Source organism: Bacilli bacterium, from assembly GCA_036381315.1.
In the GTDB taxonomy this organism is placed as follows: Bacteria; Bacillota; Bacilli; order Paenibacillales; family KCTC-25726; genus DASVDB01.
In genome coordinates, this window is the sequence record DASVDB010000140.1 from 31,695 (window position 1) to 57,949 (window position 26,255).

Consider the following 26,255-nt stretch of genomic DNA (forward strand, 5'->3'; position numbering starts at 1 on the left):
TTTATATTTTATAGCAGCGCGGGGGACAATTGCAACAGTTTTCCGCCTCAATCGATGAAAAAGGGCAATTGCGGCAGGCGTTCGTTCCGGTAATATTTCGCCTTGCCGTTGTTGAAATCGCCGGCGCGCACCCCGGCGGAATTCACCAACGTTGCCGCGATGTCATCGACCGTCGACAGGCGCATTTTTTTCGCGTTGCCTTTCGCGATCATATCATCGATGTCGATGGCCAAATCTTGCGGGTAAAAGTTGGCAAACACCATGTTTTCCGAAAGCCATGCGGCGAGATAACGGTTTTTTTCGTTCAGATTCAACTTTTCCCAAAGGTTCAGGGACAGGCCCGACTTCGCATCTACCGGCGTGAGCGTCGGATCGACCGTTTCGTTCCACAGCACAATCGCGTCGTAAAATTGCAGTTGCGAGTGCAAAGCGAACCGTTTCGCTTCCGTGATATAGGAATCATTGCGGACGGCGTCGGCCCATTTTATCCCGTCGTCGGCCTGCTTTTCCAGCAACCGGTCCGCTCCGCTCGCGAACAAACGCAAGCTTTTCATATAGCCCGTTTGCGCGTCGAGCAACAGAGGCGAATTTTGCGGCAGGGTGATATGTTGTATCGCGCTGTATTTCTCGTTGGCCAGCCGTTGCAACCCTTTAAGCAACGATTTGACATCGGTGGTGGCATCCGGCGCCGCAATCGCCTCCATGTCCGCGGACCACTTATTTTGAAATTCCCGGAACGGCGAATAAATGGTATGATAAAATGAGACCAGGACCTGCTGCTCGTAAGCGGACGGTTGTTTTTTTACGGCGTCATCACCGGGGTGCAGTTTTGCGTATTGCGTCTGCATTTCATGCCTGCCGATTTGCACGCCGTAGAAAAATGCGCCGACAGCTGCGACCAGCATGAAAATAAACACAAAAATAAACAGATAATCGGAGCGGGTAAGTCTTTTTTCCATACCGAGACCTCTTTCGGATTGTATATATGATTGGCTTCCAACTATTTGCATTCAGTATAGGGGAAAATGTCGGAAAAGGGAAGATAATCTGAAAGCGGGAGAAGCCGGATGAAAAAATGGAATTGGCGAAAATGGCGAATTCGCAGGATCAAGATCGAGGAAATTGACGAACGGCTGCTCCTGATCAATCTCTATGCGACGCAGGCGCTTTCCTTTTGCCTGGGGATTGTCGTCATTTGGCTGCAAAGAAACAACGATCTTCATTTGTGGGCGTTTGACCGCCTTGAGCAAGCTTTCATCTGGGGCGGATTGTTGGCCGCGGTCGTTATCGCCGGAGATTTGCTGTTGAACCGGTTTGTTCCCGAGGAAGTGACCGATGACGGCGGGATGAACGAGAAAATATTCCGGAATCGCCCGCTGTGGCACGTGGCTTTCATTTGCCTTGTCGTGTCGATCAGCGAGGAAATGTTGTTTCGCGGCGCGATACAGCATGCGCTTGGCGCCTATTGGACCAGCATTGTTTTTGCCACCCTGCATTTCCGCTATCTTCGCCATTGGCTCATGACGGGAATGGTTTTTTCCGTCAGTTACGGGCTTGGTTGGATTTATGCGCAAACAGGCACCTTATTGACACCGATATTCGCCCATTTTATGATAGATTTTGTGATGGGCAGTATGATTCGGTGGCGGAGGGAATTATGACCAAAGAAACGCATGAAGAAACGGAACAGTCGCCATTTCCCCCCAGGAGAGTGTTGCATCCGTCCAACAAGGCGAAAATGGCGAAAATATTTTACGGGTCGTTATTTGTGCTTTTTTTATCATTGGTGGTCGGCCTGATCGTCTGGGGCATTCGGCTGAAATCCGGCGTTTGAGCTAATTCGCGGTTTCCGGCGGGTGCAAGTCGATCGTTCGCGGGTCGACGAAAGAGTAGCCTTTTTCTTCAAGTGTTGTCAACAGCTCATCCAGCGCGGCGACGGTCCACGGCAATTCATGCATCAAAATGTTGCTGCCGGGATGCAGTTGCTGCAGCACGGATTGGATCACCCCGTCGGGTTTGTGCTGGTTGTCCGCCCAGTCGAGCGAGCCGTTGGACCACGTCATATACAAGAGATTGTTTTTCGCGCAAACCTCTTTCACAAAACCTTTTCCGGCGCCATAAGGCGGGCGGAAAAACACAGGCGTATAGCCGGTCGTATCTTTGACGATTTGCTGCACGTCGCCGATCTGTTGTTCGACTTTCTCCTTGTTTTCTTTGGACAGATCGATATGATCCCATGAATGATTGCCGATTGTTTGTCCGCGTTCATAAATTTCCTTCAGCAGATCGGGATTTTGCTTGACCCGATACCCGTTTACGAAAAATATCGCCTTGGCATGGTGTTTATCCAACGTATCGAGCAAGCCGCCCAACGTTTCTTCCGCTTTCGGGCCGTCGTCAAAAGTCAGCAAGACAACTTTATTGTTTCCGTTTTTGTCAAGCGGCTTGACGAAATAGGCGGAGGAAATGTAATACTCCGGCTTGACCGGTGTTGGCGTCGGAGTTGGCGTTGCCGTTGCGGTTGGCGTTGGCGTCGGAGTTGGCGTCGCCGATTGTTCAATAGCGGCGGAAGGAGCGGTCCCGGCTTCGGCCGTTTCGCCGTTATTTGCCTGCGGCAGCGTTTTTTGGCCGCATCCGCTTAACACAAGCGACATAATGGCAAGCAACATGATGAATCTTCTCATGGCGGTTTCTCTCCCGAAATATTGTCGAATTGGTACTATCGTATCACAGATTTTCCGCTTTGTTGCGGATTTTTTTCGACCATTTTCAACATGCGTTTCCTTAATTTATAAAGAATGTGCAATCAGACAACGGGGAAACTATGGAGCGAAATAAATCATCTGGTTGTGAAAAGGAGATGCCTTGGCATATGCGAATGTTCTCGTTTTTAATCGGAGGCGTCTGCGGCGCCGCGGCCGCGTTATGGATGACCCGCAACAACAGGCCGTTCATGTCGGCAATGGGCGAGGCGGCTTCACGATGGTTTGGCGCGAACCAGTTCGCCAACCGTTCAAACGAGCCCCAAAAAGCTGCCGGGTCAAACGCCGCGGGCAACGGTCAGTTGCGGGACATGATCAAATCCGATTCCCAAGTGAAACAATCGGTCAACGAGATACTTGCGGAAAACGGCGGAAATACAATGCAATAGGCCTTTTGGGGAAACGAACGCGAACCATTTTCGCATTGTCCGAAAATGGTTCTTTTTTCGTTATGAATGGGTAGTGCATTCGCCGGCGTTTAATGATAACATATGCTTAAGAATCTATGATTTCACCAATCGCAGTTTGCAGCCATAATTTGTTAAGACAGCGGTGTAAGGGAGGATCCTGCGTTGAAAATTGAGCGTTTAAGTCAGGATAAGATTAGGATTTTCCTTACGTTCGATGATTTGCAGGAGCGCGGCATCCAAAAGGAAGATATGTGGCGCGAAATACCGAAAGTGCATGACCTTTTCAGCGAAATGATGGATCAGGCGTATAACGAATTAGGTTTTGACGCTTCCGGACCGTTGGCGGTGGAGGTGTTTGCGCTTCCCGCGCAAGGAATGGTTGTCATCGTTACAAGAGGAAAAATGGAGTCCGCGCGTACCGAAGATGAGGAAACGGAAGAGGACATTTACGAAATGGAGGTTACGTTAGAGCAGAGCGACGTTATCTCCTACGCTTTTCACGACTTTGAGATGCTGTTGTCGGCGGTAAAAGCGCTCAGGCATCATCTTATTGCCGACGGAAGTTTATATTCTTACAAGGGAAAATGGATCTTGCAGCTTGAGCCGATTTCCGATGACGAGCGGCGTTATCAAGCGGTGATCGCCATTTTGTCCGAATACGGCGAAGCGACTTCCTTAACAAGCGCGGTACTGGCAGAGTATGGGAAGTTAATTGTCCCGGAAAACGCCGTTTACGAACTTTCCGAACGTTTCAAATAGGAGATACAATGGAACTGATCTCGTTGTTGGCCGCCGCGATTGCGCCCGGGGCGTCGTTGCTCGCCTATTTCTACTTAAAGGACAAGTACGAATCCGAGCCTATTAAACTCGTAGGCAAACTGTTTGTTTTCGGCATTTTGCTCGTATTTCCCACGATGATTTTTCAGCGCGGCCTTGAACTGGCCGGCGGGGATAATCCGGTCATGTTTTCATTTGTCGTGTCGGCAAGCGTTGAGGAATTTTTCAAATGGTTTGTGCTTTACTTCGTGATTTTCAGCCATAAAGAATTTGACGAGCCGTATGACGGCATCGTCTATGCGGTTTCATTGTCGCTAGGGTTTGCGACCATGGAAAATTTGCTCTATGCCTTCCTGAATGAAATGTCGTTTTCCTCCTTGCTGATGCGCGCGTTGTTGCCGGTTTCCGGACATGCTTTATTCGGCGTGATGATGGGCTATTATTTGGGCAAGGCCAAATTCGTCCCTGCCCATGCGCGGCGCAAATGGCTGATCTATTCGTTGCTGTTGCCGATCATTTGGCATGGCCTGTTTGATTACATCATCCTTGTGTTCAAACACTTTACCTGGGTCATTGTTCCGTTTATGGCATTATTGTGGGCCGGATGCATTTGGCGGGTGAAGCGGGCCAACCTGCGATCGCCATACCGAAGCCTGCAGCGGGATCCGGATGTCAAAGGGATTAATTTTCCGTAAATTCGCCCATAATGAAACATATTCTGAACTTGATGCGGAGGGATTTTCGGTTGGTTAGGCGCGTAAAGGTTACGATCCGCTGCCGCCGCTGCGGTGAACGCTTTATTTTGCGGGGCAGAAAAGATCGCGGCAAGCTCGATACGGGCTTTCGGCGATGCCTGTGTGACAACGAATCGGATTTTGACATTCAGGAAGAACAATAGCGCACATGCATAAACCTCCTTTTTTCAACGAACAATACGATTGGAAATTGTCGTTGCGGAAAGGAGTTTTAATTTATGTACACACGATTGAGCGCCGTGATGTTCCCGATTCTGGCCATCGCTCTGGCGGCCGTAGGAATTTGGGGCTATCAGGAGCACCAGGATAAAAACGCGGTGCTGATTAAAGCGGAAAACCAGTACCAGCGATCGTTTCATGATTTGAGTTTTCATATCGCCAGTTTACATAAAGAACTGGGCCATGCGCTGGCTGTTAACGCCGGTTCGCACGCTTTTTTGCGCAAAAGCATGGCGAATGTGTGGCGCTTGACCAGTCAGGCGCAAGGCGAGATCAACCAATTGCCGCTCTCGCTGTTGCCGTTTCATAAAACGGAGGAATTTTTGGCGAATATCAGCAATTTCGCCTATCGCACTTCCTTGCGGGATTTGCGAAGCGAGCCGCTTTCGGACGGCGAATTGAAAACTTTGCAGGCGTTGTATGAACGCTCGCATGAAATCTCGAACGAATTGAAAAACGTGCAGGCCAAAGTCATCCGGCATCATTTGCGCTGGATGGATGTGGAAATGGCGCTCGCGACACAGCATGAACAGATGGACAACACCATTATTGACGGATTTAAAACGGTCGACAACAAAGTGGGCGCATATCCAGAATTGGATTGGGGAGCCGCCGCGGCGGCCATGCACCAGGACCGCTCAACGCGGATGCTATCGGGGAGCGCGGTTACGCCGCAAGATATCAAACGCAAAGCCGCCGGCTTTTTGCATTGGCCAAGCGGGAAGGCCGCGCAACTGAAAGTCGTGGAAAACGGGAAAGGCACGGAATACTCCTCTTACAGCGTATCGGCAAAGATGGGGGATCGCGAATACCAGCTGGATTATAGCAAAAAAGGCGGCCGTTTGCTGTGGTATATGGCGGACCGCCCGATCAAAAGCAAAAAGTTGTCGCCGGACCAGGCTGTGGCATACGCCCGAAAATTTTTAAAGGCGCACGGTTTCCCGGATGCGGAGCCGGTGAATTACACGGCTTCTGACAACTCCGCAGGCATCGTGATGGTGCCGGTGCACAACGATGTATTGATTTATCCGCGGCAAATCGGCGTCAACGTTGCCTTGGACAACGGCGAGGTAATCGGATTGAACGTGGTCGACTATGCGTACGAATCGGATACAAAAGCGCTGACGCCGCCGAAAATGAGGCCGGATGAAGCGCGGAAATTCCTGAACAAAAATTTTCAGGTGCAAGGTGAAAAACTGGCGTTAATCCGCAACGATATGAACCGGGACGTTCTATGCTACGAATTTACCGGGCGAATTAACGGCGGCACGTACCGGATTTTCATCAACGCAACGGACGGCGCGGAAGAAAAAGTTGAGACGATCGACGGTGTCGTTTGATTCTTCCCGCCCTTCCCGCATCATGTTATAATGGAATAAAGAAACATGGTGCGGGAAAGGTTGAAGCCGATGCAGCCAAGGATCAACCAACAATTGTTTATCCAACTTTTATCGGGCGACCGTAATGAAATGGACCAGGAATACAAATCGCGGATAGCGGATTTGCGGGAAAATTTGATTTACATGGAAGTCCCGCTCAACATCAGGACCGGAAGGCTGCGAAAGCTTAACACGGGCGATTTGCTGTCCATTTATTACGTGGATCAGGATGGCATAAAATATAAATTTACGTCGGAAGTGGTCGGGTTCGGCAGAAATGTGATTCCCCAGGTGATCATTCAACAACCGGATCCCAGCCGCATTGCCAGGGAACAGCGCAGACGGTTTCTCAGGGTGCCGGCGGAGCTTGAGATCTCGGTCAAAATTCCGGAACAAGGCTGGCTGCTGGGGCTTACCGAAAATATAAGCGGGGGCGGCCTTTCCGCCATTTTCGACGGTGTCGTTCCGTTGGAAGCGAACATGAGGCTGACAAGTTGGTTGCATGTGCCGTTTAAAAACGGCATGATCGAGTTTGTGCAGTTTGTGGGGGAAGTTTTGCGGGTCAACAAACTTGAAACAGGCAGGCAATTGGTCATGTTCAAATTTGTCGAGATCGCTCCCTCGGATGAGCAGAAAATCATCCGTTTCTGTTTTGAAAGGCAATTGTTAAATAAGAAGTGAAAGGCAATAATAAACATGAAGGATTATCGCCACGAGCGTTTTCAAACGCTGTACATCCTCTTTTCCGCCCAAATCGAAAAATGGCTGCTTTGCTCCATTGCCGTACTGTTCGCGCTGCTTGTTGCCGTACAACTGCTTTTTTCTTTGTGAACGGAAGTTTTGCAATCTCCCTCATTCTTATGGTATAATTTTTTCGTTCGCAGGCAGTGCCTGCTTTTTTGTTGAAGCATCGGCAAATGGAAAGAGGCGATTGATTGAACGGCGAACGTTTCAATGTGGCGATAGACGGACCCGCCGGCGCCGGGAAAAGCACCGTTGCGCGACTTGTCGCCCAAAAACTGCGCTTTATTTATGTTGATACGGGAGCCATGTACCGGGCAATCACCTGGGAGGCGCTGAAGGCCAAAATTGCGGCGGACGACGCCAGGAAAATCGCGGAGTTGGCGAAATCTTTGGAAATCAGGCTGCATCCGACGGAGCACAGCCAGCAAGTATGGGTCAACGGCGTGGATGTCACCGCTAATCTCCGGTCTGCCGCGGTGAACGAGCGGGTATCGCAAATTGCGCAAATTCCCGCGGTCCGGGAATTGTTGACCGCAATGCAAAAACAGATGGCTTCAGGCCAAGGCGTCGTCATGGACGGCCGCGATATCGGCACGCATGTGCTGCCGGATGCGAAAGTCAAAATCTTTTTGACCGCGTCGGTGGAGGAACGCGCGATGCGGCGCTATAAAGAATTGGTGGATTCCGGACAAGTCGTCGATTTTGCCCAACTGAAACGGGAATTGACCGCCCGCGATCAGATGGACGAAGGGCGCGCGGTTTCCCCTTTAACGAAGGCGCCGGATGCCGTATATGTGGATTCGACCGGCATGTCCATACATGAAGTGGTGGAATATATTTTAAAATTGTGCCATGCAGCGAAGCCGACGAGCAAGTGACGTATGTATGCGATCGGCAGCCGGTTACCATAATACGTAATATCGGACCCGTTTATAATTCCCGCATGAAATTCCTGCGGAATACAATAAATTATAAGAATTTTATCTTGCCCGCATCATGTCGATATCCATGCGGCTTGGGGTTGGAACTGAGGAGGAAGAACAGATGACGGAAGAAATGAAAGTTGAAGCAAACGAATTGGCGGATGACACCGCGGCTGAAGGGACTGAAAAGCAAACGGAACAGCCGGAAAACGAAGCGGCAGGCGCCGGATTGGCCGAGCAATTTGACCAGATCAAGTCGTTGAAAAAAGGTGACATCGTCTCGGGAAAGATCGTCAAGGTTGAAGACAATCAGGCTTTGGTCGATATCGGCTACAAATACGATGGCGTGCTTCCTGTTCGCGAGATGTCGTCCGTACACGTCGAACATGCTGCGGAAGCCGTATCCGTCGGGCAAGCGGTAACGTGCAAAGTCATCTCCATCAATGATGAGAAAGAAGTCCTGACGCTATCCAAGCGTGCGGTCGACGCGGAAAAAGCCTGGCAGGATGTGCAAGCCAAGTTTGCGTCCGGAGAAATCATCGAAGCAACCGTTGCCGAAGTTGTCAAAGGCGGATTGGTAGTGGATATCGGCTTGCGCGGATTTATTCCGGCTTCGCTTGTCGAACGCCATTTTGTCGAAGATTTCAGCGATTACAAAGGTCGTAAGTTGAGGCTGAAAGTCAAGGAAATCGACCGGGAAAAAAATAAAGTGATCCTTTCGCAAAAAGACGTTTTGGATGAAGAATACGAAATGAAAAAGCAGCAAATATTCGCCAGCCTGCAGGTCGGGCAAGAACTGACGGGCGTCGTGCAGCGCATTACCCCGTTTGGCGTGTTTGTGGACATCGGCGGCATTGACGGATTGGTCCACATTTCCGAGATGGCCTGGCATCATGTTGAGCATCCGTCGGAAGTTGTGCAAGTAGGCCAGGAAGTGCAAGTGAAAGTCCTGAAACTGGATCCGCAAAACGATCGCATCAGCTTGAGCATGAAGGCCGCCATGCCCGGTCCGTGGGAACTGGCCCGCGATCAGATAAAAGCCGGGGAGATCGTCACCGGAACCGTGAAGCGGCTCGTTTCCTTTGGCGCATTTGTCGAAATTGCTCCGGGTGTCGAAGGGCTGGTGCACATTTCGCAAATTTCCCGCAAGCATATCGGCACGCCGCATGAAGTGCTGCAAGAAGGCCAGCAGGTAAAAGTTAAAATTCTGGAGTTTCTTCCCGCGGAAAAAAGAGCTTCGCTCAGCATCAAGGAGACGGAGGAGCCGCTTGCCGAGCAGCCGAAGCGCAAGGAGCACCACGAAGCCGTAAATAACGAAAACGTATCGCTGAACAACCAGGGGATGACGACGACTTTGGGCGAACGGCTCGGCGATAAGTTAAACAAGCTGAAATAATGCCCGAATTCGTGTACAAACTGCCCTCCGCAAAACAGCAGCCGGCAACGGCTGCTGTTTTGCGTGTTGGCCGGGATTATTTTGCTTGATCCAAACAAACACTACATAAAAACGTTTGCGGGTGAGCGGATTGAATCCCGGGGTGCTTGCATGGTTAATTGCGGTAGCGGCAATCATTCTTTTGGTAAGCGGCTGGAAGCGGGAAATGATCGGCGCGATGTCCGGCCGGGATTTTGTTGTTTTTGCGGCAGGCTGGATGTTGCTCAATCGGGTACGGCTCCCGATCGGTCATCGGCTCGCCGTTTCGGCGGCCTTTTTCTTCAGCATTGTTTTTGCGTTGTATTTGATGTATAAGCATGCGGCTATCTTTCGCCCGTTCGGCAATGCCTGCATGCTCATGGCGGCGGTTTTCGCCATTTCGGTATGCATGCGGCAGCTGGCGGCCTTAGCCCCTTTGCTGGGCCTTAACCACCCGGAATGGCTTCTTTCGTTTGCGCTCGGATTTGTTCTGCTGTTGATGGCCAAACAACCGATCGGGCAGTTCGTCGTCTTAACCCTCGGTTTGGCGGCTTCGCGCATGGCCGACCCGTTATTTTCGACATCCGATGTTGCGGCGCCGCCCGGCGAAGCCAGCTATTGGGACGAGTGGTGGCTTACGCTGTTGTTGGCCCGGTTGTTTGCGGAAGTTTCGCTATTATTGTCATTATTGTCGCATTGGGTCAAAAATGCGGGGCTTTTGTTGCGTAGAGAGCGAAAATAGCCAAACAGCTTAATTTTTGCTATCATGATAACCATGAGTGTGAAAGAGGTGCTTTGTTCAGCATGGCAAAACCAGTCGTCGCGATCGTCGGACGTCCCAATGTGGGAAAATCAACCATTTTCAACCGGATTATCGGCGATCGTCTGGCAATTGTGGAAGACAAGCCCGGCATTACGCGCGACCGCATTTACGGAACCGGCGAATGGAACAAGCGGAAATTCCATGTGATCGATACAGGCGGAATCGAAATAGGCGGCGAAGATCACATCATCCGGTCCATCCGCGCCCAGGCCGAATTGGCCATTGCCGAAGCGGACGTCATCATCTTTATGGTGGATGGCAAAGCGGGGCTTACGCCCGCTGACGAAGAAGTGGCGCAAATGCTGTACCGCGCAAAGAAGCCGGTGATTGTTGCCGTCAATAAAATCGACAACCCGGCGCGCATGAACAATATTTACGATTTTTACAGCCTCGGCTTTGCCCCGCCGATCGCAATTTCCGGCGCGCATGGGCTTGGTTTGGGCGATTTGCTGGATGAAGTCGTGAAACGTCTGCCTGCCGAGCAGGATGAAGATGAATACGGGGAAGACGTGATCAAGGTTTGCCTGATCGGGCGGCCCAATGTCGGCAAATCGTCGCTGGTCAACGCCATCCTGGGGGAAGAACGGGTAATTGTCAGCGATATCGCCGGCACGACGCGCGACGCGATCGATACGCCGTTTTCCCGCGATGGGCAAAAATATGTGCTGATTGATACGGCGGGCATGCGCAAACGGGGCAAAGTGTATGAAACAACGGAAAAATACAGCGTCATGCGGGCGATGAAAGCGATCGAACGCGCGGATGTCGCGTTGATCGTGCTGAACGGCGAAGAGGGAATAATCGAGCAGGATAAACATATTGCGGGCTACGCCCACGAAAATGGCAAAGCCGCCGTTTTTGTCGTCAACAAGTGGGATGCCGTGGAAAAGGATAGCAAGACGATGCAGCGGTTTACGCAGCAAATCCGCGATCATTTTCTGTTTATGGCCTATGCGCCGGTCGTTTTTGTCTCCGCAAAAACAAAACAGAAAATATCGAATATTTTGCCGCGGGTGAATCAGGTGGCGGAACAGCATGCCATGCGCGTGCAAACATCGGTTTTAAACGATGTTATCGCCGATGCCGTGGCGATTACGCCACCGCCTGCCGACAAAGGGCAGCGTCTTAGAATCAGCTATGCGACGCAAGTCGCGGTAAAGCCTCCGGTGTTTGTTATGTTTGTGAACCACCCGCAATTGATGCATTTTTCCTACGAACGTTATTTGGAAAACCGCATCAGGGCAGCCTTTTCTTTTGAAGGCACGCCCATACGCATAGTTGCGCGGAAAAAATCCGAAAACGAATAGGGGAGAAGCGCATTGGCAGCAGTGACCGTTCTCGTATGTGTTATCATCTGTTATTTGCTAGGATCGGTCATCTTTAGCATTGTGATCGGGAAGTTATGGAAGGGCGTAGATATCCGCAAACATGGGAGCGGCAATGCCGGCGCGACCAACGCGCTGCGGGTGATGGGAAAGGTGCCGGCGCTCTTGATTTTTGCGCTTGACATCGCGAAAGGCGTATTGGGCGTCTGGATCGGCACATGGGTTGCTCCCGACGATTATTATGTGCGGGTCATTTGCGGCCTGGCGGTTATTATCGGGCATAATTGGCCGGTATTTTTCCGTTTTAAAGGCGGCAAAGGCATCGCCACCACGATCGGCATTGTGGCGACGTTAAGTTTTTGGCCGGGTTTCGCCGCAGGTATAATCGGTATTTTGGCCATTATTTTAACGAGATATGTCTCGCTCGGCTCCTTGTTGTTTACGGGCTTGTTTCCGATAACCGCATGGGTGATGGGAGCGCGCCATGAAATCGTTCTGGCCAGCCTGGCGATTATGGTGTTGGCGTTTTGGCGGCATAAAAGCAACATCCGCAAATTGCTGTCCGGCAAGGAAAATAAATTGGGCGCGAAACGGACGGTGGATCATTCATGACCAAAAAACATGCCGCGGTCCTGGTGGCGGGGAGTTGGGGCACGGCGCTCGCCCAGGTGCTGGCCGACAACGAAAATGAAGTCAAGCTTTGGACGCGCAACGAGGCGCAAAAAAACGAGATCAACAACCACCATACCAACGAAAAATATTTGCCGAATGTCAGACTTTCTTCCGGCATAACCGCCACATGCGACATCGCCGAAGCGGTTTCCGGCGCCGGCGCCGTCTTGCTGGTCCCGCCATCATCAGCCATGCGCGAAGTGGCCACGGCGATCAGGCCCCATTTGGCGAAAGGGACGCTTTTGCTCCATGCCACCAAAGGGCTGGAGACCGGTTCTCTCAAGCGGATGAGTGAAGTGATCGCCGAGTCGCTGCCGCACATCGATTCTTCCGAAATTGTCGTTTTGTCCGGTCCAAGCCACGCGGAAGAAGTGATTATGCGCAGCCCGACGGCGGTCGTAGTCGCGGCTAAAAACGCGGAAGCGGCGGAAAAAGCGCAGGATCTGTTTATTAATTGCTACTTTCGCGTATATACAAATCCCGATGTTCTGGGAGTGGAAATGAGCGGCGCACTGAAAAATATTATTGCGCTCGGCGCCGGCATGTCGGACGGCCTGGGCTTTGGCGACAATGCCAAAGCCGCGCTCGTGACAAGGGGGCTTGCCGAGATTGCCCGGTTGGGCGCGGAGATCGGCGCCAATCCCCTTACATTTGCGGGACTTGCCGGCATCGGCGATTTGGTCGTGACCAGTACGAGCAAACATAGCCGCAACTGGCGGGCGGGTTACATGCTGGCGCAAGGCAAATCGTTGCAACAGGTACTGGCGGAAATGGGCATGGTGGTGGAAGGCATTCGCACAACGGAGGCGGTTCATCAGCTTGCGGCCGGTAAAAATGTGTCGATGCCGATAACGGCGGCGCTTTATCAGGTGTTGTTTGCGGGCAAAGATCCGCGCTCGGCAGTCGAAGAGTTGATGGGACGCGGCAAAACCCGCGAAATCGAAGAAATCGCCCGCAAGGCCAAATTGAATTGGTTGTTGTAATAACGGTGTGTTGCCTATACAAAAAAGAAAAGCCCCTCATAGCATGAAGTAAACTACGCGATAGGGAGGGGCAAAATGAGTTCGAAAAATCTTTCCAAAGATGTGTTGGACGTCGTCAAGAAGAAAACCGGCAAAACCGTTACGGAAAAAGATATCAAAAAGCTGGCAGGCACCGTCACTCCGAAAACCATTCAAAGCGAACAGCAACTTCGGCAACTCATACACAATGTCGCCAGAATGGTGAATGCGCAAGTGTCCGAGTCGACGGTGAAAGAAATTGTCAACGCGGTGAAAAAAAGCGGCGTCAATCCGGCCAATATGGAGGAATTGATGAAGATGATGCTCGGCAAAAAATAACGCATTTGCGCTCGATGGACCGTTCGGCGTGCAGGTTTCCGGACGGTTTTTATTTGCGCTCTTTGCCCGCTCACGGTATGATGATAGAGAAGTGATCCTGCGAAAAGCAAAAACAGGAGTTGGACGATGGGCAGTGAGAAGGAAATCATCTCATTTTGGGCATTGGGGCTGATGATTGCAGCGGCGCTCTTGGTTACCTTTGCGCGCAAGAAGACAAAAGGGGCAATCCGCTTTGTTTTGTCGGCGATCGCCTTTTTGTTGCTGCTTTTATCCGTTCCATTGATTCTGATTGTCATTTCATAATGATGCCGGAGAACGAAATAAAGGATGGGATCAGCCCGTGTTTTTGCAGTTTGCCAAATCTTCCGGTTTTGTCAAGGTATGCATGGGATTTGCCATGGTAGCACTGCTAACGACAGGATGCCTGTATCCAAACGAATTGCGCAAGGAAAATCAGGTGCCTCCCGGCGAATATATTTCGCTCGTACAACATGCTGTCGATGAGTTTCAGGCGAAAACGGGCGTTCTTCCGATAAAAAACAGCGAATTGGACACGCCCATTTATGAAAAATACGTGATCGATTTTCGCAGATTGCAGGAGCGCAATTTCCTCAGCCTGATACCGGCGAACGCCTATGAAAAAGGCGGACGATTCTACTATGTGCTCGTTAATCCGGAGAATCATCCGCAAGTGAAATTGATGGATCTTGTCGCATTTCGCAAGGCCGCCGACACGGAAAAAACGGTGCGCGATTACATTGGGCGGCATGGCGGGCTGCCCGCCGCGGGACAAGCATATGACGGGCTGTTCTGGATCGATTATACCGAACTGGGGATCAAGCGCGCACAGGTGGAAAGCGTATTTACGCGCGCGTTCCTGAATTTGATGATGGACGACGCCGGGCATGTTTATATCGATTATGCGCCGGATATCGTAGCATTGCGGCAAAAAGCAGGCGGCAACGCCGCCGGTTCGGATGCGGATTTGCGCGCGATTCTGGTGCAAAACTCCTATTTTGTGCCGGTACGCTCGCTGCCTTACCGGTTGGTGAACGGCGATCCGTACGCTGTGAAGTAAACCGCAAAAACGGGGGTTCTGCTTATTGCCGGACCTTTGCGACGCAATGGAAACTTTCTGTTCCCGCGGGTTCCAATCGACTTTTGCGCCTGATTGTTCGCTGAAGAACCATAACGGCAAGTAAGGAGTGTTGGTGTTGAGAAAAGGTTCATTTTGCAGCGTGATTTGTTCGCCTTTCATAGCCGCTTCGCGGTTTTAAAACCACCTCGCCCTACGCTAACGGACGCAGCAGAGGCTATTTGCCGAAAAAAGGCTGGGCAAAAATTTTAACGGACGCCACAGCGGCTATTCGCCTTATTTTTACCTGAATGCCGCACAAAGTGCTAAAATAAGCGCGCCTACGACCGTTAAACTTAAAAACCGGGCGTAAAACCCCCAATAGCCTCTGTCGCGTCCGTTAGATCGGAAAGCGCCCTGCCATGACCGTAAAAGTCGCAACTCGGCGAACCGACCGAGTTTCCGTAGGCAAGCTTTATGCGGCTTTAGCCACAGATTGCCCTTCCGCAGGCTTTAACCCGAACAGTCGGCTTAGCCATTGCCAAACTGAACCGCTTTGCCGTTTAAAAAGACGGCAATTAGTATCCCGCATGATCGGTTTTAAGCCTGCCATTTTTGTTGGTATGTTCCCTGCCGCTTTTTCATCGTCCGTTTGTGCCTGCTTGTAATCTAAAGGTCCCTCCTTTCATCGGAAAAAGCCGGATCGCGTAAAGAAAGTTGCATGCTAATCGCGCTAATAAAGGAGTCATAATCTTTCCGCCATTTCATATATTTTTAGCAGTCCAAATGAAAGTACGAGTACCGTCGCTGCACGTGTCCTTTTGTTCCGTTTTGGTTTAGTACGGCGAAAAGCGGTATCATTTACTACCTTTTGGGAGGGATCTTGGTTGGAAAAAGTAGATATTTTCAAGGACATCGCTGAACGCACCGGAGGGGACATCTACCTGGGGGTCGTTGGCGCGGTCCGTACTGGGAAATCCACTTTTATCAAACGTTTTATGGAAACGGTTGTCCTGCCCCATATCCGAAGCGAGTCGGAACGGATGCGGGCGACCGATGAGCTTCCGCAAAGCGCGGCTGGCAGGACGATCATGACCACGGAGCCGAAATTTGTGCCGAATAACGCAGTGCGAATCAACGTCGCCGAAGGCCTCGATGTAAACGTGCGGCTGGTCGACTGCGTAGGATATGCCGTAGAAGGGGCAAAAGGCTACGAGGATGAAAACGGCCCGCGCATGGTTTCCACGCCATGGTTCGACGAGTCGATCCCGTTTCAGGAAGCCGCCGAGATCGGCACCCGGAAAGTGATCCAGGAGCATTCCACACTGGGCGTTGTCGTCACGACGGACGGCACGATCGCCGAAATTCCGCGCGAGGCCTATATTGACGCGGAGGAACGTGTCATTTCCGAATTGAAGGAAGTCGGCAAACCGTTTGTGCTGGTGATCAACTCGACGCATCCGAACAGCGAAGCAACCCGCGAGTTGCGCAATGAATTGACGGCAAAATACGATATTCCGGTTATGGCGGCGAGCGTTGCGCATATGGGTGAAGGCGATTTTATGCGTGTTTTGAAAGAAGTCCTGTATGAATTCCCGGTTCATGAAGTCAATGTCAATCTGCCCAGTTGGGTCATGGTGTTGAACGATAAACACTGGCTGCGCAGCCAGTTTGAAAGTTCGGTGCGGGAAACGGTCAAAGGCATTCGCCGGCTGCGCGATGTGGATCGCGTGGTGGAGCAATTTGCCCAGTACGACTTTATTGATCGCGCCGGGCTGGCGGGTATGAACATGGGCCAAGGCATTGCCGAAATCGATTTGTACGCGCCCGATGAATTGTATGACAAGATCTTGATGGAGGTCGTCGGCACGGAAATCCGCGGCAAGGACCATTTGCTGCAAATCATGCAGGACTTCAGCCACGCGAAGCGGGAATACGACCGGTATGCGGAAGCGATGGAGATGGTCCGTACGACCGGCTATGGCATTGCCGCGCCTTCGCTGGAGGAGATGACTCTGGACGAACCGGAATTGATCCGGCAGGGCTCGCGTTTTGGCGTGCGCCTGAAAGCTACGGCGCCATCCGTACATATGATAAGGGTGGATGTCGAGTCGGAATTCGCCCCGATCATCGGCACGGAAAAGCAAAGCGAGGAATTGGTCCGCTATTTGATGCAAGACTTTGAAGAAAATCCGACGAAAATTTGGGAATCCGATATTTTTGGCAGATCCCTGCATTCCATTGTGCGCGAAGGGATTCAGGGAAAACTCGCCATGATGCCGGACAATGCCCGCTATAAATTGCAGGAAACTTTGGGCCGTATCATCAATGAAGGTTCCGGCGGATTGATCGCCATCATTTTGTAAAAGAAAGAAGCGTTCGCGAATGCGGATGGCGGGTTATCCGATGCAAAGTTCCGACGCCCGGCTTGACGGCGGGTTCAGGATCAGGTAAAAATGGATATGCCCGCTTTTTATTTATGCAAACTTTTTTGCCGGGCTATGTATAATCTTTCGCAAAACGGTTAACACATGGTAATAAACGATGTGTCACGCCACGGGAGGTGAAATGGATTGAACAAATCCGATTTGATCACGCGCGTTGCCGAATCGGCGGAGCTTTCGAAAAAAGACGCGACCAAAGCGGTCGAAGCTACATTTGCGGCGATCTCGGAAGCGCTGCAAAACGGAGACAAAGTGCAGCTGGTCGGTTTTGGCAATTTTGAAATCAGGGAACGTTCCGCAAGGAAAGGAAGAAACCCGCAAACAGGCGAGGAAATCGATATTCCGGCAAGCAAGGTGCCGGCATTCAAACCGGGCAAAGCGCTCCGGGATGCTTGCGACAAATAGCCGGAAATCGGGCCAGAACTTTTTGCATTACATAATCGATCGTCTCGGGCAATGCCTTTTTCCCGATATTTACGGGATAAAGGCATCATTTTTTTAGCGCCTGCAACATTTTTTTCGTTTGACATTTCCCGCGATATGCTTTAGAATCATCAATTGTCGGCGGGGTATAGCGCAGCCTGGTAGCGCGCACCCTTGGGGTGGGTGAGGTCGCAGGTTCAAATCCTGTTACTCCGACCATGGGGAAAGTATCGTTAACATACCGGTACTTTTCCCGTTTCATCCATGAAGCGAATGGGAGCCGCTTTCCGGATAAAAACGGGGGCGGCGTTTTGCTGCGCAATATCACAAAATTGTCGGAGCAACTGGTTGACTTCGCCGCTCATTTCGCGCATCATGAAAGAAACGTGGAAACTTGCGGAAGGATGGCATGTTCGATGGAAACGCATGAGAGCGATTATTTCGTAGTCAAGGCCAAAGAAAACGGCGTGCATGTGATCGGATTGACAAGAGGACAGGATACCCGGTTTCACCACACGGAGAAATTGGATAAAGGCGAAGTCATGATCGCCCAGTTTACCGAGCATACCTCAGCGGTGAAAATTCGCGGCAAAGCGATTATTTTGACGAAGTACGGAAAAGTGGACACTGAAGAATAAGGCGAACAAGGATAAGAGATGGATATCAGTCTGAATGCAGGCATAGCCTGCATTTTTTCTTTGTACAATGTTGTAAAGGGAAGTCGTGGGAGGCGATTGGCGTGAGGTGGCTTCTGCGTTTTTTCCTGACGGCATTGTTCGCCTGCGGGCTCGCTGTTGCGCTTTCGTTGTTGCCCCGGCAGGGCGTTTCCGGCACAGGTTTTAGCGTGTTTAACCATACGGAAAAAATAATCGCAAACAACGGCAATATTGTTGACTTTATGCAGCAATTGCCGCTTCTGTTGAAAATCCGCAAGGTGGATTTAAGCCAATCGGTGCTCATGGTTGATCTTACCGTTGAAAAAGGGGATTCTGCGTCGGCTGTTTTCCGCGATTTTTATGTATTGTCGGTTGCGGGCTTGCGGGATACGGAAAACATCGATCGTGTACTGGTCAGAGCGGTTGCCGCGCCAAGCATGAAGGTCGGCGCCGGAGCGCTGCTCGCCGCCATGGACGCCCGCAAGAGCAGGCTTGAGGCGGAAGCGGCTGTTTTTCCCGTCAAAGACGCCGTTTCGGCTGAAGATTTTGTCCGCGACCGATTCGATCTGACCTTTACCACGTTATGGAAAACGGTATTTCAAAATTCGGCAAATGACAGGCCAGCGTAACGCGATCGATTGCGAAGCGCGCTCTGCGGGTGTAGTTGGAAACCACGTTCGTGACCGTGCAGGAATTGGGACAACCCCTCCTTAACATTTTGGTGTGATGAGACCGCGCCCACTTTCGTAACTTTTCAACTAAGTGATCGCGTCGGATGCGATTTCTCGAAGCGTATGTTATAATGTACTGAATGATTTTTTGATGCTCGGGGGCCACTTCATGGACAACTTTCGAATCGCGGAAATGGCGCGGAAATATACGGAATATGATATGATCCAGGCCTTTACAAAGCTTCCGGACTATCCTGATGCCAAAACAAGATTGTTGATGCTGTTCCTAAACGGCGGCAAAGCCGCGTCGCATATGAACGAAATATTCGCCCTTGTAGCCTCGTTGGTGCAGATGGGGCTCGATACCCATGAACTGATCGCCAACCGGGAAGAAGCGATGGCAAAACATGAACCGTTTCGCTCCATTCAATTAAAAGTGCTCGCCGGCGATTATTTCAGCAGCCGCTTCTATCAATTGCTCGCCCAGGCGGGCCGCATCGATCTGATCGGCCAAATCTCGACGGCAATTTGCGAAGTCAACCAATTAAAAATGCGGTTTTATGAAAAAACGAAAGCATTTGCCATTTCAGCGGAAGAGTATTTGCAAACAAAAGTAAGAATCAATACGGAAATCTACCTGTCGCTCGGTAGCATCATGGAAGGCGCGTATCGCAAGCATTGGCCGGAAGTGCTGCGCGGGCTGGCCAGCTGCGAATTGTTGGCGGAAGAGATTGCCGTTGCCAAGGACGGCGAGCGGTTCTCCGGCAGCTTGGGTTTTTGGCACCTGCTCGACGAAGTTCCTGAAAACGTGCATAATAAAATTTGCTCGGGAGAACTGATCGGTGCGAGCATTTCCAATCTGATTGCGGAATATCAAGTGCCGACGGCATTGCAGCGCAGGTTGGAACTGCAGATTGCCCAGTTGTATGAATGTTGCGGAAAAATAAATGTGGTCAATGTGCATGCCGAATTGGAAAGGCTTCTGCGGCCTTTTCACGAGATAGCGGTTTGAACAACTGTCTGCGGGGAAATTTGAGGTGCGCTTAATGGAGGCAAAATCGAAAGAACAATATGTCCATTCCGTATTTGAAAGCATTGCCGGAAAATACGATTTGATGAACGATGTTATCAGCTTTCGCCGGCATAAGGCATGGCGCAAGTTTGCGATGAAACGCATGAATGTGCTGCCGGGCCAAAGCGCGATTGATGTTTGCTGCGGCACTTGCGATTGGACGATCAGTTTGGCCAAGGCCAGCGGGAACGGTCAAATTGTCGGCCTGGATTTTAGCGAAAATATGCTGAACGTGGGCAGAAGAAAAATCGCGGAAAGCGGTCTAAATACCCGGATTGAGCTTGTAAACGGCAATGCGATGGCGCTTCCGTTTCCCGACGATTCGTTTGATTTTGCCACAATCGGTTTCGGACTGCGCAATACGCCCGATATCGTCCGGACATTGCGGGAAATGGCAAGGGTCGTGAAGCCGGGGGGCAAAGTGGTCTGCCTTGAATTGTCCAAGCCGACCATGCAGCCGTTCAAGGCGGTTTATTATTTGTATTTCCGCCATTTGCTGCCGCTTCTTGGCAAACTGGTGGCGAAGCGGTACGAGCAGTACAAGTGGCTGCCGCAATCTCTGCTTGATTTTCCCGACTATCGCAAATTGGCGGAAATGTTCCGCACCGAAGCCGGATTGACGAATGTCGAAGTTTATCCGCTCTATTTAGGAATAGCTGCGGTGCATATCGGAACAAAAAAAGAATAACATTATAAACAAAAAATTGGGTGTAGGAATGAAACTGTTAGATATTTTTGCCCAGTGCAAGCATGAGGTGCAAGCGGTAGAACGCGAATTGGAGAAAAGCATTGTTTCCGACAACGCTTTATTGACGGAAACTTCGTTGCATTTACTGAAGGCGGGCGGAAAGCGCATCCGTCCGATCGTCGTGCTCCTGTCCGGCGGGTTTGGGGATGGCAAGCCGGAGGTTTTGCGGCAGGTAGCCGTTTCGCTGGAATTGATCCATATGGCTTCGCTCGTCCATGACGATGTGATCGATGATGCCGAGACGCGGCGGGGCCAGCCGACGGTCAAAGCGAAGTGGGATAATAAAATAGCCATGTACACGGGCGACTATATTTTCGCCAGGGCGCTCGGCGTCATTTCGCGTTTGGAAAACGCGCAGATCCATCAAAAGTTTTCCAAAGCGATTGTGCAAATGTGCATTGGCGAAATGGAGCAAATCCGTTTATTCTTTGATACGCGGCAAACGATTCGCGATTATTTGCTCCGTATCCGGCGCAAAACAGCGTTGCTGATCGCAATCAGCTGCCAGCTGGGAGCCTTGTCGGCAAACGCCTCTTCCGATGCGGTCAGAAGGTTGTACGATTACGGGTACAACTGCGGAATGGCGTTTCAAATCAGGGATGACATCCTTGATTTGACCGGAACGAAACGGCAGCTTGGCAAGCCGCCCGGAAGCGACGTCAAACAGGGAAATATTACGCTTCCCGTGATTTATGCGCTGCGCGACAAAACATATGGCGGCCAGGTGTTGAAATTGATCACTGAAGTGCAATCGACCGGAGCCGCGGAAACGTTGGCAAAGCTGGTTGAACTTATCCGCATGACTGACGGCATTCAACACGCGGAACTGTTGGCGCGCCGGTATATCGAAAAAGCGATAAACGCGCTCGCGCCGCTTCCGGATATTAATGAAAAGCGCAGCCTGATCGAGATCGCCCATTTTATCGGCAGCCGCAGCAGTTAAATTCAACAAAAAAGTTTTTTTATTACACATCTATACATCAAAGCAAAGGAGATCAAGCCATGGAAAAAACATTTCTCATGATCAAACCGGATGGCGTACAGCGGGGGTTGATCGGCGACATCGTCAAAAGATTCGAACAGAAAGGCTTTCAGCTCGTTGCCTGCAAGTTGATGCGGTTATCCCGCGAAAAAGCGGAAAAACATTATGCGGAGCATATTGACAAACCGTTTTTTGCCGACCTTGTGCAGTTTATTACTTCCGGCCCGGTATTCGCCATGGTGTGGCAAGGTAACGGCGTTATCGCAGCGGCGCGGACCATGATGGGCAAGACAAATCCGGCCGAAGCGGCGCCGGGAACCATTCGCGGCGATTTCGCGGTACAAACGAGCAGAAACATTATTCACGGTTCCGACTCACCCGAAAGCGCCGCGCGCGAGATCGCGAATTTCTTTGCGCCGGACGAACTGATCCCATATGAATTGGCTATCGATATGTGGGTAAATCCGCAATAAATAAGATAGGCTTGCAGGAAAAAAGGCGCCGCCATGGAATAATTACTAATTGAACATGCAGTCGAAAAATGGTGGGATGCCTGGTGGAACATGTAGATTTGGACTTTGCCGAATTTGTCAAAAAAGTAAAAGCAGCCACTTCCATCGATTTGTCGCTTTATAAAGAAGCGCAAATGAAACGCAGATTGACCGCATTCCGTCTGAAAAAAGGCTTCGACACATTTTCCGCTTTTTTTGCGGCGCTCGTGAAAGACGACCAATTGCTGTATGAGTTTTTTGACAGAATGACGATCAACGTTTCCGAGTTTTGGCGCAACTCCAATCGCTGGACGGTATTGGCGGAGAAGATTTTGCCGCAACTGCTGAAAAAAAATCCGCGGCTGAAATGCTGGAGCGCCGCTTGCTCCACGGGCGAAGAGCCTTATACGCTGGCGATGATCATGGCGGAAAAGAATGCGCTTTTAGGCGCGAAAATTATCGCTTCGGACATCGATGCCGGCGTACTGGAACGGGCTAGGGCGGGCATTTACGGCGAACGTTCCCTGAAGGAAATGCCGGATTATTATGTGCGGAAATATTTTTCCGCGGAAAACGGCATGTTTCGCGTACACGACACATTGCGGCGCGCGGTTGACTTTCGCAAAGGCAATTTGCTGAATGACCGGTTTGAAAACGATTTCGACCTGATTATTTGCCGCAATGTTGTCATTTATTTTACCGAAGAAGCCAAGCACCTGCTTTATCAGAAATTTTCCAACGCCTTAAAACGCGGCGGGATTTTGTTTGTCGGCAGCACCGAACAAATCTTTCAACCGGGTAAATACGGCCTGGAAGTTGCGGAGTCGTTTTTTTACCGAAAGATCTAAGCAGTGTATAACCGCGGCTTTGCTGTTCCATACTAGGAATACCCAAGTTTTGGAGGGCGAAGCTTAAGCCATGGACAAACGAAAGGTTATCGACGCCTATCGCAGAGGGTTTATTACGATGCAGGAGTGTGCGCAAATATTGGGCGTTGATTTCGCGCAAATCACAAGCATCGTGAGCGATCCGCAGTACAAGGAGCATCCCCGCCTGCGCGTGGAGAAAAAACCGGTCAACGAATGATCGGCGCAAATGACTGGCGCAAATGCATAATAATCTACCGGCACGCTGCAGATACAGGGATGCGGCGTGTTTTTCTGCTGTTTCTTTCTTGTCAAAATGGCATTTTATATAATATAATGGGCACAAGATATTTTACGCTTAAAAGCGCTAAAGCGGTAACGTACGCTGTTTCGGGCTAATCTGGAAGTGCGCTTGGGAATCGATTATGATTAGATCAGGTTTTTACTGTCGGAGGGGGAACCGTACATGCGATATTTGACTGCGGGTGAAACGCACGGTCCGCAGCTAACTGCGATTATTGAAGGATTGCCAAGCAATTTGCAGATTTCGATTGAAGAATTGAATTTTCAGTTGCGGCGCCGCCAGAAAGGCTATGGACGGGGCAGACGCATGCAGATTGAGCAGGATACCGCCAAAATTGTCGGCGGCGTTCGGCATGGCAGCACAACGGGCGCTCCCGTCGCCATCGTCGTCGAAAATAAAGATTGGCAGCATTGGACAAAAGTGATGAATATCGAGCCGATAGAAGGAGAGGACGAGGACAAGCGCAGGGTGCACCGTCCCCGTCCGGGACATGCCGATTTGAACGGCGGGTTGAAATACAACTTGCATGACCTGCGCAACGTTTTGGAACGCTCGAGCGCGCGGGAAACCGCGGCGCGCGTCGCATGCGGGGCGATTGCCCGCCAGCTGTTGGCCGCGTTCGGCATCAAGGTGGCAGGCCAGGTTATCCGCATCGGCGACGTTGAGGCGAAACGAATCGACCTTCCGCTCGATGAATTGATCCGCATCACGGAACAATCGCCTGTCCGCGTAGTGGACAGCGAAGCGGAAGCCAAAATGATCGCATGCATTGAGCGAATCAAAAAAGAAGGCGACTCCATCGGCGGCATCGTCGAATGCGTCATTGAAGGCGTTCCGCCCGGCCTGGGTTCGCATGTGCAGTGGGACCGCAAGCTGGACGGGCGTATCGCGCAAGCGGTCGTTTCCATCAACGCCTTTAAAGGTTGCGAATTTGGGATTGGCTTCGCAGCGGGGGAACTTCCCGGCTCAAAGGTGCATGATGAGATCATGTACAGCAAGGAGAGGGGCTTTTACCGCGCTTCGAACCGTTTGGGCGGATTTGAAGGCGGCATGACAAACGGGATGCCGATCATCGTGCGCGGCGTCATGAAGCCGATTCCGACATTATACAAACCGCTGCAAAGTGTCGATATCGATACGAAAGAACCGTTTACCGCCCAGGTGGAACGATCGGACGCCTGCGCGGTTCCGGCGGCGAGCGTCGTCATGGAGCATGTTGTGGCATGGGAAGTGGCCGTAGCTTTCATGGAAAAATTCGGCGGCGACTCGATGGAAGAAATTCGCGCAAATTATGAAAACTACATGAAGCAATTGGAGCGGTATTAAATATGATGAAAGAATTGTTGGTAGATTTACAAGAGCGTTCATACCCGATATATATCGGCGACGGATTGCTTAACGATGCCGCTTCGTATTTGCAAAAGCATGGGGTAAGCAAACAATCTCCCGTTATGGTGGTTACCGATACGAATGTAGCCCCGCTATACCTGGATCGGCTTGGCGGATTGCTGCAATCAGCCGGGTATACGGTCGTGCCGGCAATCGTTTCCGCCGGTGAAACGGCAAAGTCGTTGGATATGCTCGAAGAATTGGTCACCAAGGCGTTATCGGGCGGGCTTGATCGCAAATCGACGATCATTGCGTTGGGCGGCGGGGTTGTCGGCGATTTGGCGGGATTTGCCGCCGCCAGTTACATGCGCGGCATTTCGTTTGTCCAGATGCCCACGACGATATTGGCGCACGACAGCAGCGTTGGCGGCAAGGTCGGCGTCAATCACCGCTTGGCGAAAAATATTATCGGCGCATTTCACCAACCGAAATTTGTGCTGTACGATACGTCAACGCTGCGCTCGTTGCCGTTGCGGCATATTCGCGCCGGATTAGCCGAAGTGATCAAGCACGGGTTCATCCGCGATGCGGAATTTGCCGCGTGGTGCGAAGAACATGCCGACGCGCTCTTGCGGTTGGATCCGCACGCTTTGCAGCACGCGCTTTACGAAGGTTGCAAGATCAAAGCGCAAGTGGTCGCGCAGGATGAAAAAGAAGCGGGCCTGCGCGCGATATTGAATTTGGGGCATACGATCGGGCACGCGCTCGAGGCGGTGGCCGGTTACGGCGAACTGTTGCATGGCGAAGCGATTTCGATCGGGATGATCGGCGCCGCCAAACTGGCGGTCCGCCTGGGACGGCCGGAAGCAATTTATCGGGACATGAAACGCGTCCTGCAGCGCTTCGGTTTGCCGACTGCGCTTTCGCCGCATTATCAAATTGAGGCGATCATGTCGGCCATGATGCACGACAAAAAATTCAAAGAAGGCGTCATCACTTTTATCGTTCCGGTGCGAATCGGTGAAGTGGAGATCAATAAGCATATTTCGGCACAAACGATTCGCGAAATCGTCGCCGAATTGCAACGGGAGGATTAACATGTACGTACGGGGAATTCGCGGTGCCACGACAGTCGATGCAAACAATGAAGAGGAAATTTTAAGCGCCACAGCGCAGTTGCTTAAGCGAATTGTGCAAGAAAACAAAATTTCGCCGGAAGATATCGGGAGCGTATTCATTACGGTGACGCAGGATCTGAACGCCACGTTTCCGGCCAGAGCGATCAGGCAAATGAACGGGTGGGAGTTGGTTCCCCTGATGTGCGCGTTGGAAATCCCCGTTCCGGGCGGATTGCCCAAATGCATCCGGCTGATGGTCCATGTGAACACAGACAAACAGCAAAGCGAAATGGTGCATGTATACTTGAACAAAGCGCAATCATTGCGTCCGGATTTGAAACTGTAGGCGATCGCAAACACTCATCGCAATCACGCAAAGGCAAACAAATGGGAGATAGTGTCCCGTCAAGTGGTGTAAATTCGATTTCTACCCTATGACTCAAATTTGTTTAATAGAAAAAATCACTTGCATCAAGTTGTCTTGTCAAGCCGCTCCAAAGGCATCCTTGACGCTGAACCTCTGGCGGATATGA

The 26,255-nt window shown here is 51.2% G+C and carries 33 protein-coding genes and 1 tRNA gene; 32 read left to right on the forward strand and 2 right to left on the reverse strand.

Annotated elements, in window-relative coordinates:
* Nucleotides 1-47: 47 nt before the first annotated feature.
* A complete protein-coding gene (locus tag VF260_10460; GenBank protein ID HEX7057598.1) occupies nt 48-959 on the reverse strand; it encodes a hypothetical protein in 912 nt (303 codons plus the stop codon).
* 108 nt (nt 960-1,067) lie between these two features.
* Between VF260_10460 and VF260_10465 the strand changes: the two genes are divergently transcribed.
* A complete protein-coding gene (locus tag VF260_10465) occupies nt 1,068-1,661 on the forward strand; it encodes a type II CAAX endopeptidase family protein (GenBank protein ID HEX7057599.1) in 594 nt (197 codons plus the stop codon).
* Nucleotides 1,658-1,834, forward strand: a complete 177-nt coding sequence (locus tag VF260_10470) for a hypothetical protein (protein ID HEX7057600.1) — start codon at nt 1,658-1,660, stop codon at nt 1,832-1,834. Before VF260_10465 ends, VF260_10470 begins: the two co-directional genes overlap by 4 nt.
* 1 nt (nt 1,835) lies before the next feature.
* On the opposite strand, the gene VF260_10475 is transcribed toward VF260_10470, so the two are convergent.
* Nucleotides 1,836-2,684, reverse strand: coding sequence for a polysaccharide deacetylase family protein (locus VF260_10475; protein ID HEX7057601.1), 849 nt, complete (start codon nt 2,682-2,684; stop codon nt 1,836-1,838).
* A 188-nt stretch (nt 2,685-2,872) separates the two neighbouring features.
* Between VF260_10475 and VF260_10480 the strand changes: the two genes are divergently transcribed.
* The 30 genes from VF260_10480 to aroH all read left to right on the forward strand — a co-directional run bounded on the left by VF260_10480 (nt 2,873) and on the right by aroH (nt 26,068).
* A complete protein-coding gene (locus VF260_10480) occupies nt 2,873-3,151 on the forward strand; it encodes a hypothetical protein (GenBank protein HEX7057602.1) in 279 nt (92 codons plus the stop codon).
* A 183-nt stretch (nt 3,152-3,334) separates the two neighbouring features.
* Entirely contained in the window at nt 3,335-3,931 is a 597-nt protein-coding gene (locus VF260_10485; protein HEX7057603.1) for a genetic competence negative regulator, read from the forward strand.
* Between the two features lie 8 nt (nt 3,932-3,939).
* The gene (gene prsW, locus VF260_10490) at nt 3,940-4,644 is read left to right on the forward strand and encodes a glutamic-type intramembrane protease PrsW (protein ID HEX7057604.1); all 705 of its coding nucleotides are present in this window, start codon (nt 3,940-3,942) and stop codon (nt 4,642-4,644) included.
* Nucleotides 4,645-4,694: 50 nt separating this feature from the next.
* On the forward strand, nt 4,695-4,847 hold the full coding sequence (locus tag VF260_10495) for a hypothetical protein (protein HEX7057605.1): 153 nt from the start codon (nt 4,695-4,697) through the stop codon (nt 4,845-4,847).
* A gap of 75 nt (nt 4,848-4,922) precedes the next feature.
* Complete coding sequence (gene ypeB / locus VF260_10500; protein ID HEX7057606.1) at nt 4,923-6,263, forward strand: germination protein YpeB; 1,341 nt, start codon at nt 4,923-4,925, stop codon at nt 6,261-6,263.
* 45 nt (nt 6,264-6,308) lie between these two features.
* Nucleotides 6,309-6,983 (forward strand): flagellar brake domain-containing protein, encoded by a 675-nt coding sequence (locus VF260_10505; protein HEX7057607.1) that lies wholly within the window; start codon nt 6,309-6,311, stop codon nt 6,981-6,983.
* Nucleotides 6,984-6,998: 15 nt separating this feature from the next.
* Nucleotides 6,999-7,133, forward strand: coding sequence for a hypothetical protein (locus VF260_10510; GenBank protein HEX7057608.1), 135 nt, complete (start codon nt 6,999-7,001; stop codon nt 7,131-7,133).
* Between the two features lie 104 nt (nt 7,134-7,237).
* Nucleotides 7,238-7,924, forward strand: a complete 687-nt coding sequence (gene cmk, locus VF260_10515; protein HEX7057609.1) for a (d)CMP kinase — start codon at nt 7,238-7,240, stop codon at nt 7,922-7,924.
* A gap of 178 nt (nt 7,925-8,102) precedes the next feature.
* The gene (gene rpsA, locus VF260_10520; protein HEX7057610.1) at nt 8,103-9,365 is read left to right on the forward strand and encodes a 30S ribosomal protein S1; all 1,263 of its coding nucleotides are present in this window, start codon (nt 8,103-8,105) and stop codon (nt 9,363-9,365) included.
* Nucleotides 9,366-9,507: 142 nt separating this feature from the next.
* Nucleotides 9,508-10,125 (forward strand): hypothetical protein, encoded by a 618-nt coding sequence (locus VF260_10525; protein ID HEX7057611.1) that lies wholly within the window; start codon nt 9,508-9,510, stop codon nt 10,123-10,125.
* 62 nt (nt 10,126-10,187) lie between these two features.
* The gene (gene der, locus VF260_10530; protein ID HEX7057612.1) at nt 10,188-11,513 is read left to right on the forward strand and encodes a ribosome biogenesis GTPase Der; all 1,326 of its coding nucleotides are present in this window, start codon (nt 10,188-10,190) and stop codon (nt 11,511-11,513) included.
* A 21-nt stretch (nt 11,514-11,534) separates the two neighbouring features.
* On the forward strand, nt 11,535-12,143 hold the full coding sequence (plsY, locus tag VF260_10535; protein ID HEX7057613.1) for a glycerol-3-phosphate 1-O-acyltransferase PlsY: 609 nt from the start codon (nt 11,535-11,537) through the stop codon (nt 12,141-12,143).
* Nucleotides 12,140-13,186 (forward strand): NAD(P)H-dependent glycerol-3-phosphate dehydrogenase, encoded by a 1,047-nt coding sequence (locus tag VF260_10540; GenBank protein ID HEX7057614.1) that lies wholly within the window; start codon nt 12,140-12,142, stop codon nt 13,184-13,186. Before plsY ends, VF260_10540 begins: the two co-directional genes overlap by 4 nt.
* A gap of 75 nt (nt 13,187-13,261) precedes the next feature.
* Nucleotides 13,262-13,543 (forward strand): stage VI sporulation protein F, encoded by a 282-nt coding sequence (locus VF260_10545; GenBank protein HEX7057615.1) that lies wholly within the window; start codon nt 13,262-13,264, stop codon nt 13,541-13,543.
* Nucleotides 13,544-13,669: 126 nt separating this feature from the next.
* Complete coding sequence (locus tag VF260_10550; protein HEX7057616.1) at nt 13,670-13,846, forward strand: DUF2768 family protein; 177 nt, start codon at nt 13,670-13,672, stop codon at nt 13,844-13,846.
* A gap of 37 nt (nt 13,847-13,883) precedes the next feature.
* Complete coding sequence (locus tag VF260_10555) at nt 13,884-14,621, forward strand: hypothetical protein (protein HEX7057617.1); 738 nt, start codon at nt 13,884-13,886, stop codon at nt 14,619-14,621.
* Between the two features lie 884 nt (nt 14,622-15,505).
* On the forward strand, nt 15,506-16,984 hold the full coding sequence (spoIVA, locus tag VF260_10560; protein ID HEX7057618.1) for a stage IV sporulation protein A: 1,479 nt from the start codon (nt 15,506-15,508) through the stop codon (nt 16,982-16,984).
* Between the two features lie 207 nt (nt 16,985-17,191).
* Complete coding sequence (locus VF260_10565; GenBank protein HEX7057619.1) at nt 17,192-17,467, forward strand: HU family DNA-binding protein; 276 nt, start codon at nt 17,192-17,194, stop codon at nt 17,465-17,467.
* 160 nt (nt 17,468-17,627) lie between these two features.
* Nucleotides 17,628-17,704: transfer RNA gene (locus VF260_10570), tRNA-Pro, on the forward strand.
* Nucleotides 17,705-17,901: 197 nt separating this feature from the next.
* On the forward strand, nt 17,902-18,123 hold the full coding sequence (gene mtrB, locus VF260_10575; GenBank protein HEX7057620.1) for a trp RNA-binding attenuation protein MtrB: 222 nt from the start codon (nt 17,902-17,904) through the stop codon (nt 18,121-18,123).
* A 101-nt stretch (nt 18,124-18,224) separates the two neighbouring features.
* The gene (locus tag VF260_10580) at nt 18,225-18,770 is read left to right on the forward strand and encodes a hypothetical protein (GenBank protein HEX7057621.1); all 546 of its coding nucleotides are present in this window, start codon (nt 18,225-18,227) and stop codon (nt 18,768-18,770) included.
* A 211-nt stretch (nt 18,771-18,981) separates the two neighbouring features.
* The gene (locus tag VF260_10585) at nt 18,982-19,824 is read left to right on the forward strand and encodes a heptaprenyl diphosphate synthase component 1 (protein HEX7057622.1); all 843 of its coding nucleotides are present in this window, start codon (nt 18,982-18,984) and stop codon (nt 19,822-19,824) included.
* Between the two features lie 34 nt (nt 19,825-19,858).
* Nucleotides 19,859-20,572, forward strand: coding sequence for a demethylmenaquinone methyltransferase (locus VF260_10590; protein HEX7057623.1), 714 nt, complete (start codon nt 19,859-19,861; stop codon nt 20,570-20,572).
* A 28-nt stretch (nt 20,573-20,600) separates the two neighbouring features.
* Complete coding sequence (locus VF260_10595) at nt 20,601-21,575, forward strand: polyprenyl synthetase family protein (GenBank protein ID HEX7057624.1); 975 nt, start codon at nt 20,601-20,603, stop codon at nt 21,573-21,575.
* A gap of 59 nt (nt 21,576-21,634) precedes the next feature.
* A complete protein-coding gene (gene ndk / locus VF260_10600; GenBank protein ID HEX7057625.1) occupies nt 21,635-22,087 on the forward strand; it encodes a nucleoside-diphosphate kinase in 453 nt (150 codons plus the stop codon).
* An 83-nt stretch (nt 22,088-22,170) separates the two neighbouring features.
* A complete protein-coding gene (locus VF260_10605) occupies nt 22,171-22,953 on the forward strand; it encodes a protein-glutamate O-methyltransferase CheR (GenBank protein HEX7057626.1) in 783 nt (260 codons plus the stop codon).
* A gap of 70 nt (nt 22,954-23,023) precedes the next feature.
* Nucleotides 23,024-23,191 carry a hypothetical protein gene (locus VF260_10610; GenBank protein ID HEX7057627.1) on the forward strand — a complete coding sequence of 56 codons (168 nt, stop codon included), beginning with the start codon at nt 23,024-23,026 and terminating at the stop codon, nt 23,189-23,191.
* Nucleotides 23,192-23,437: 246 nt separating this feature from the next.
* Nucleotides 23,438-24,601, forward strand: coding sequence for a chorismate synthase (aroC, locus tag VF260_10615; protein ID HEX7057628.1), 1,164 nt, complete (start codon nt 23,438-23,440; stop codon nt 24,599-24,601).
* Nucleotides 24,602-24,606: 5 nt separating this feature from the next.
* Nucleotides 24,607-25,701, forward strand: coding sequence for a 3-dehydroquinate synthase (aroB, locus tag VF260_10620; protein ID HEX7057629.1), 1,095 nt, complete (start codon nt 24,607-24,609; stop codon nt 25,699-25,701).
* Between the two features lies 1 nt (nt 25,702).
* Entirely contained in the window at nt 25,703-26,068 is a 366-nt protein-coding gene (aroH, locus tag VF260_10625) for a chorismate mutase (protein HEX7057630.1), read from the forward strand.
* Nucleotides 26,069-26,255: the final 187 nt, after the last annotated feature.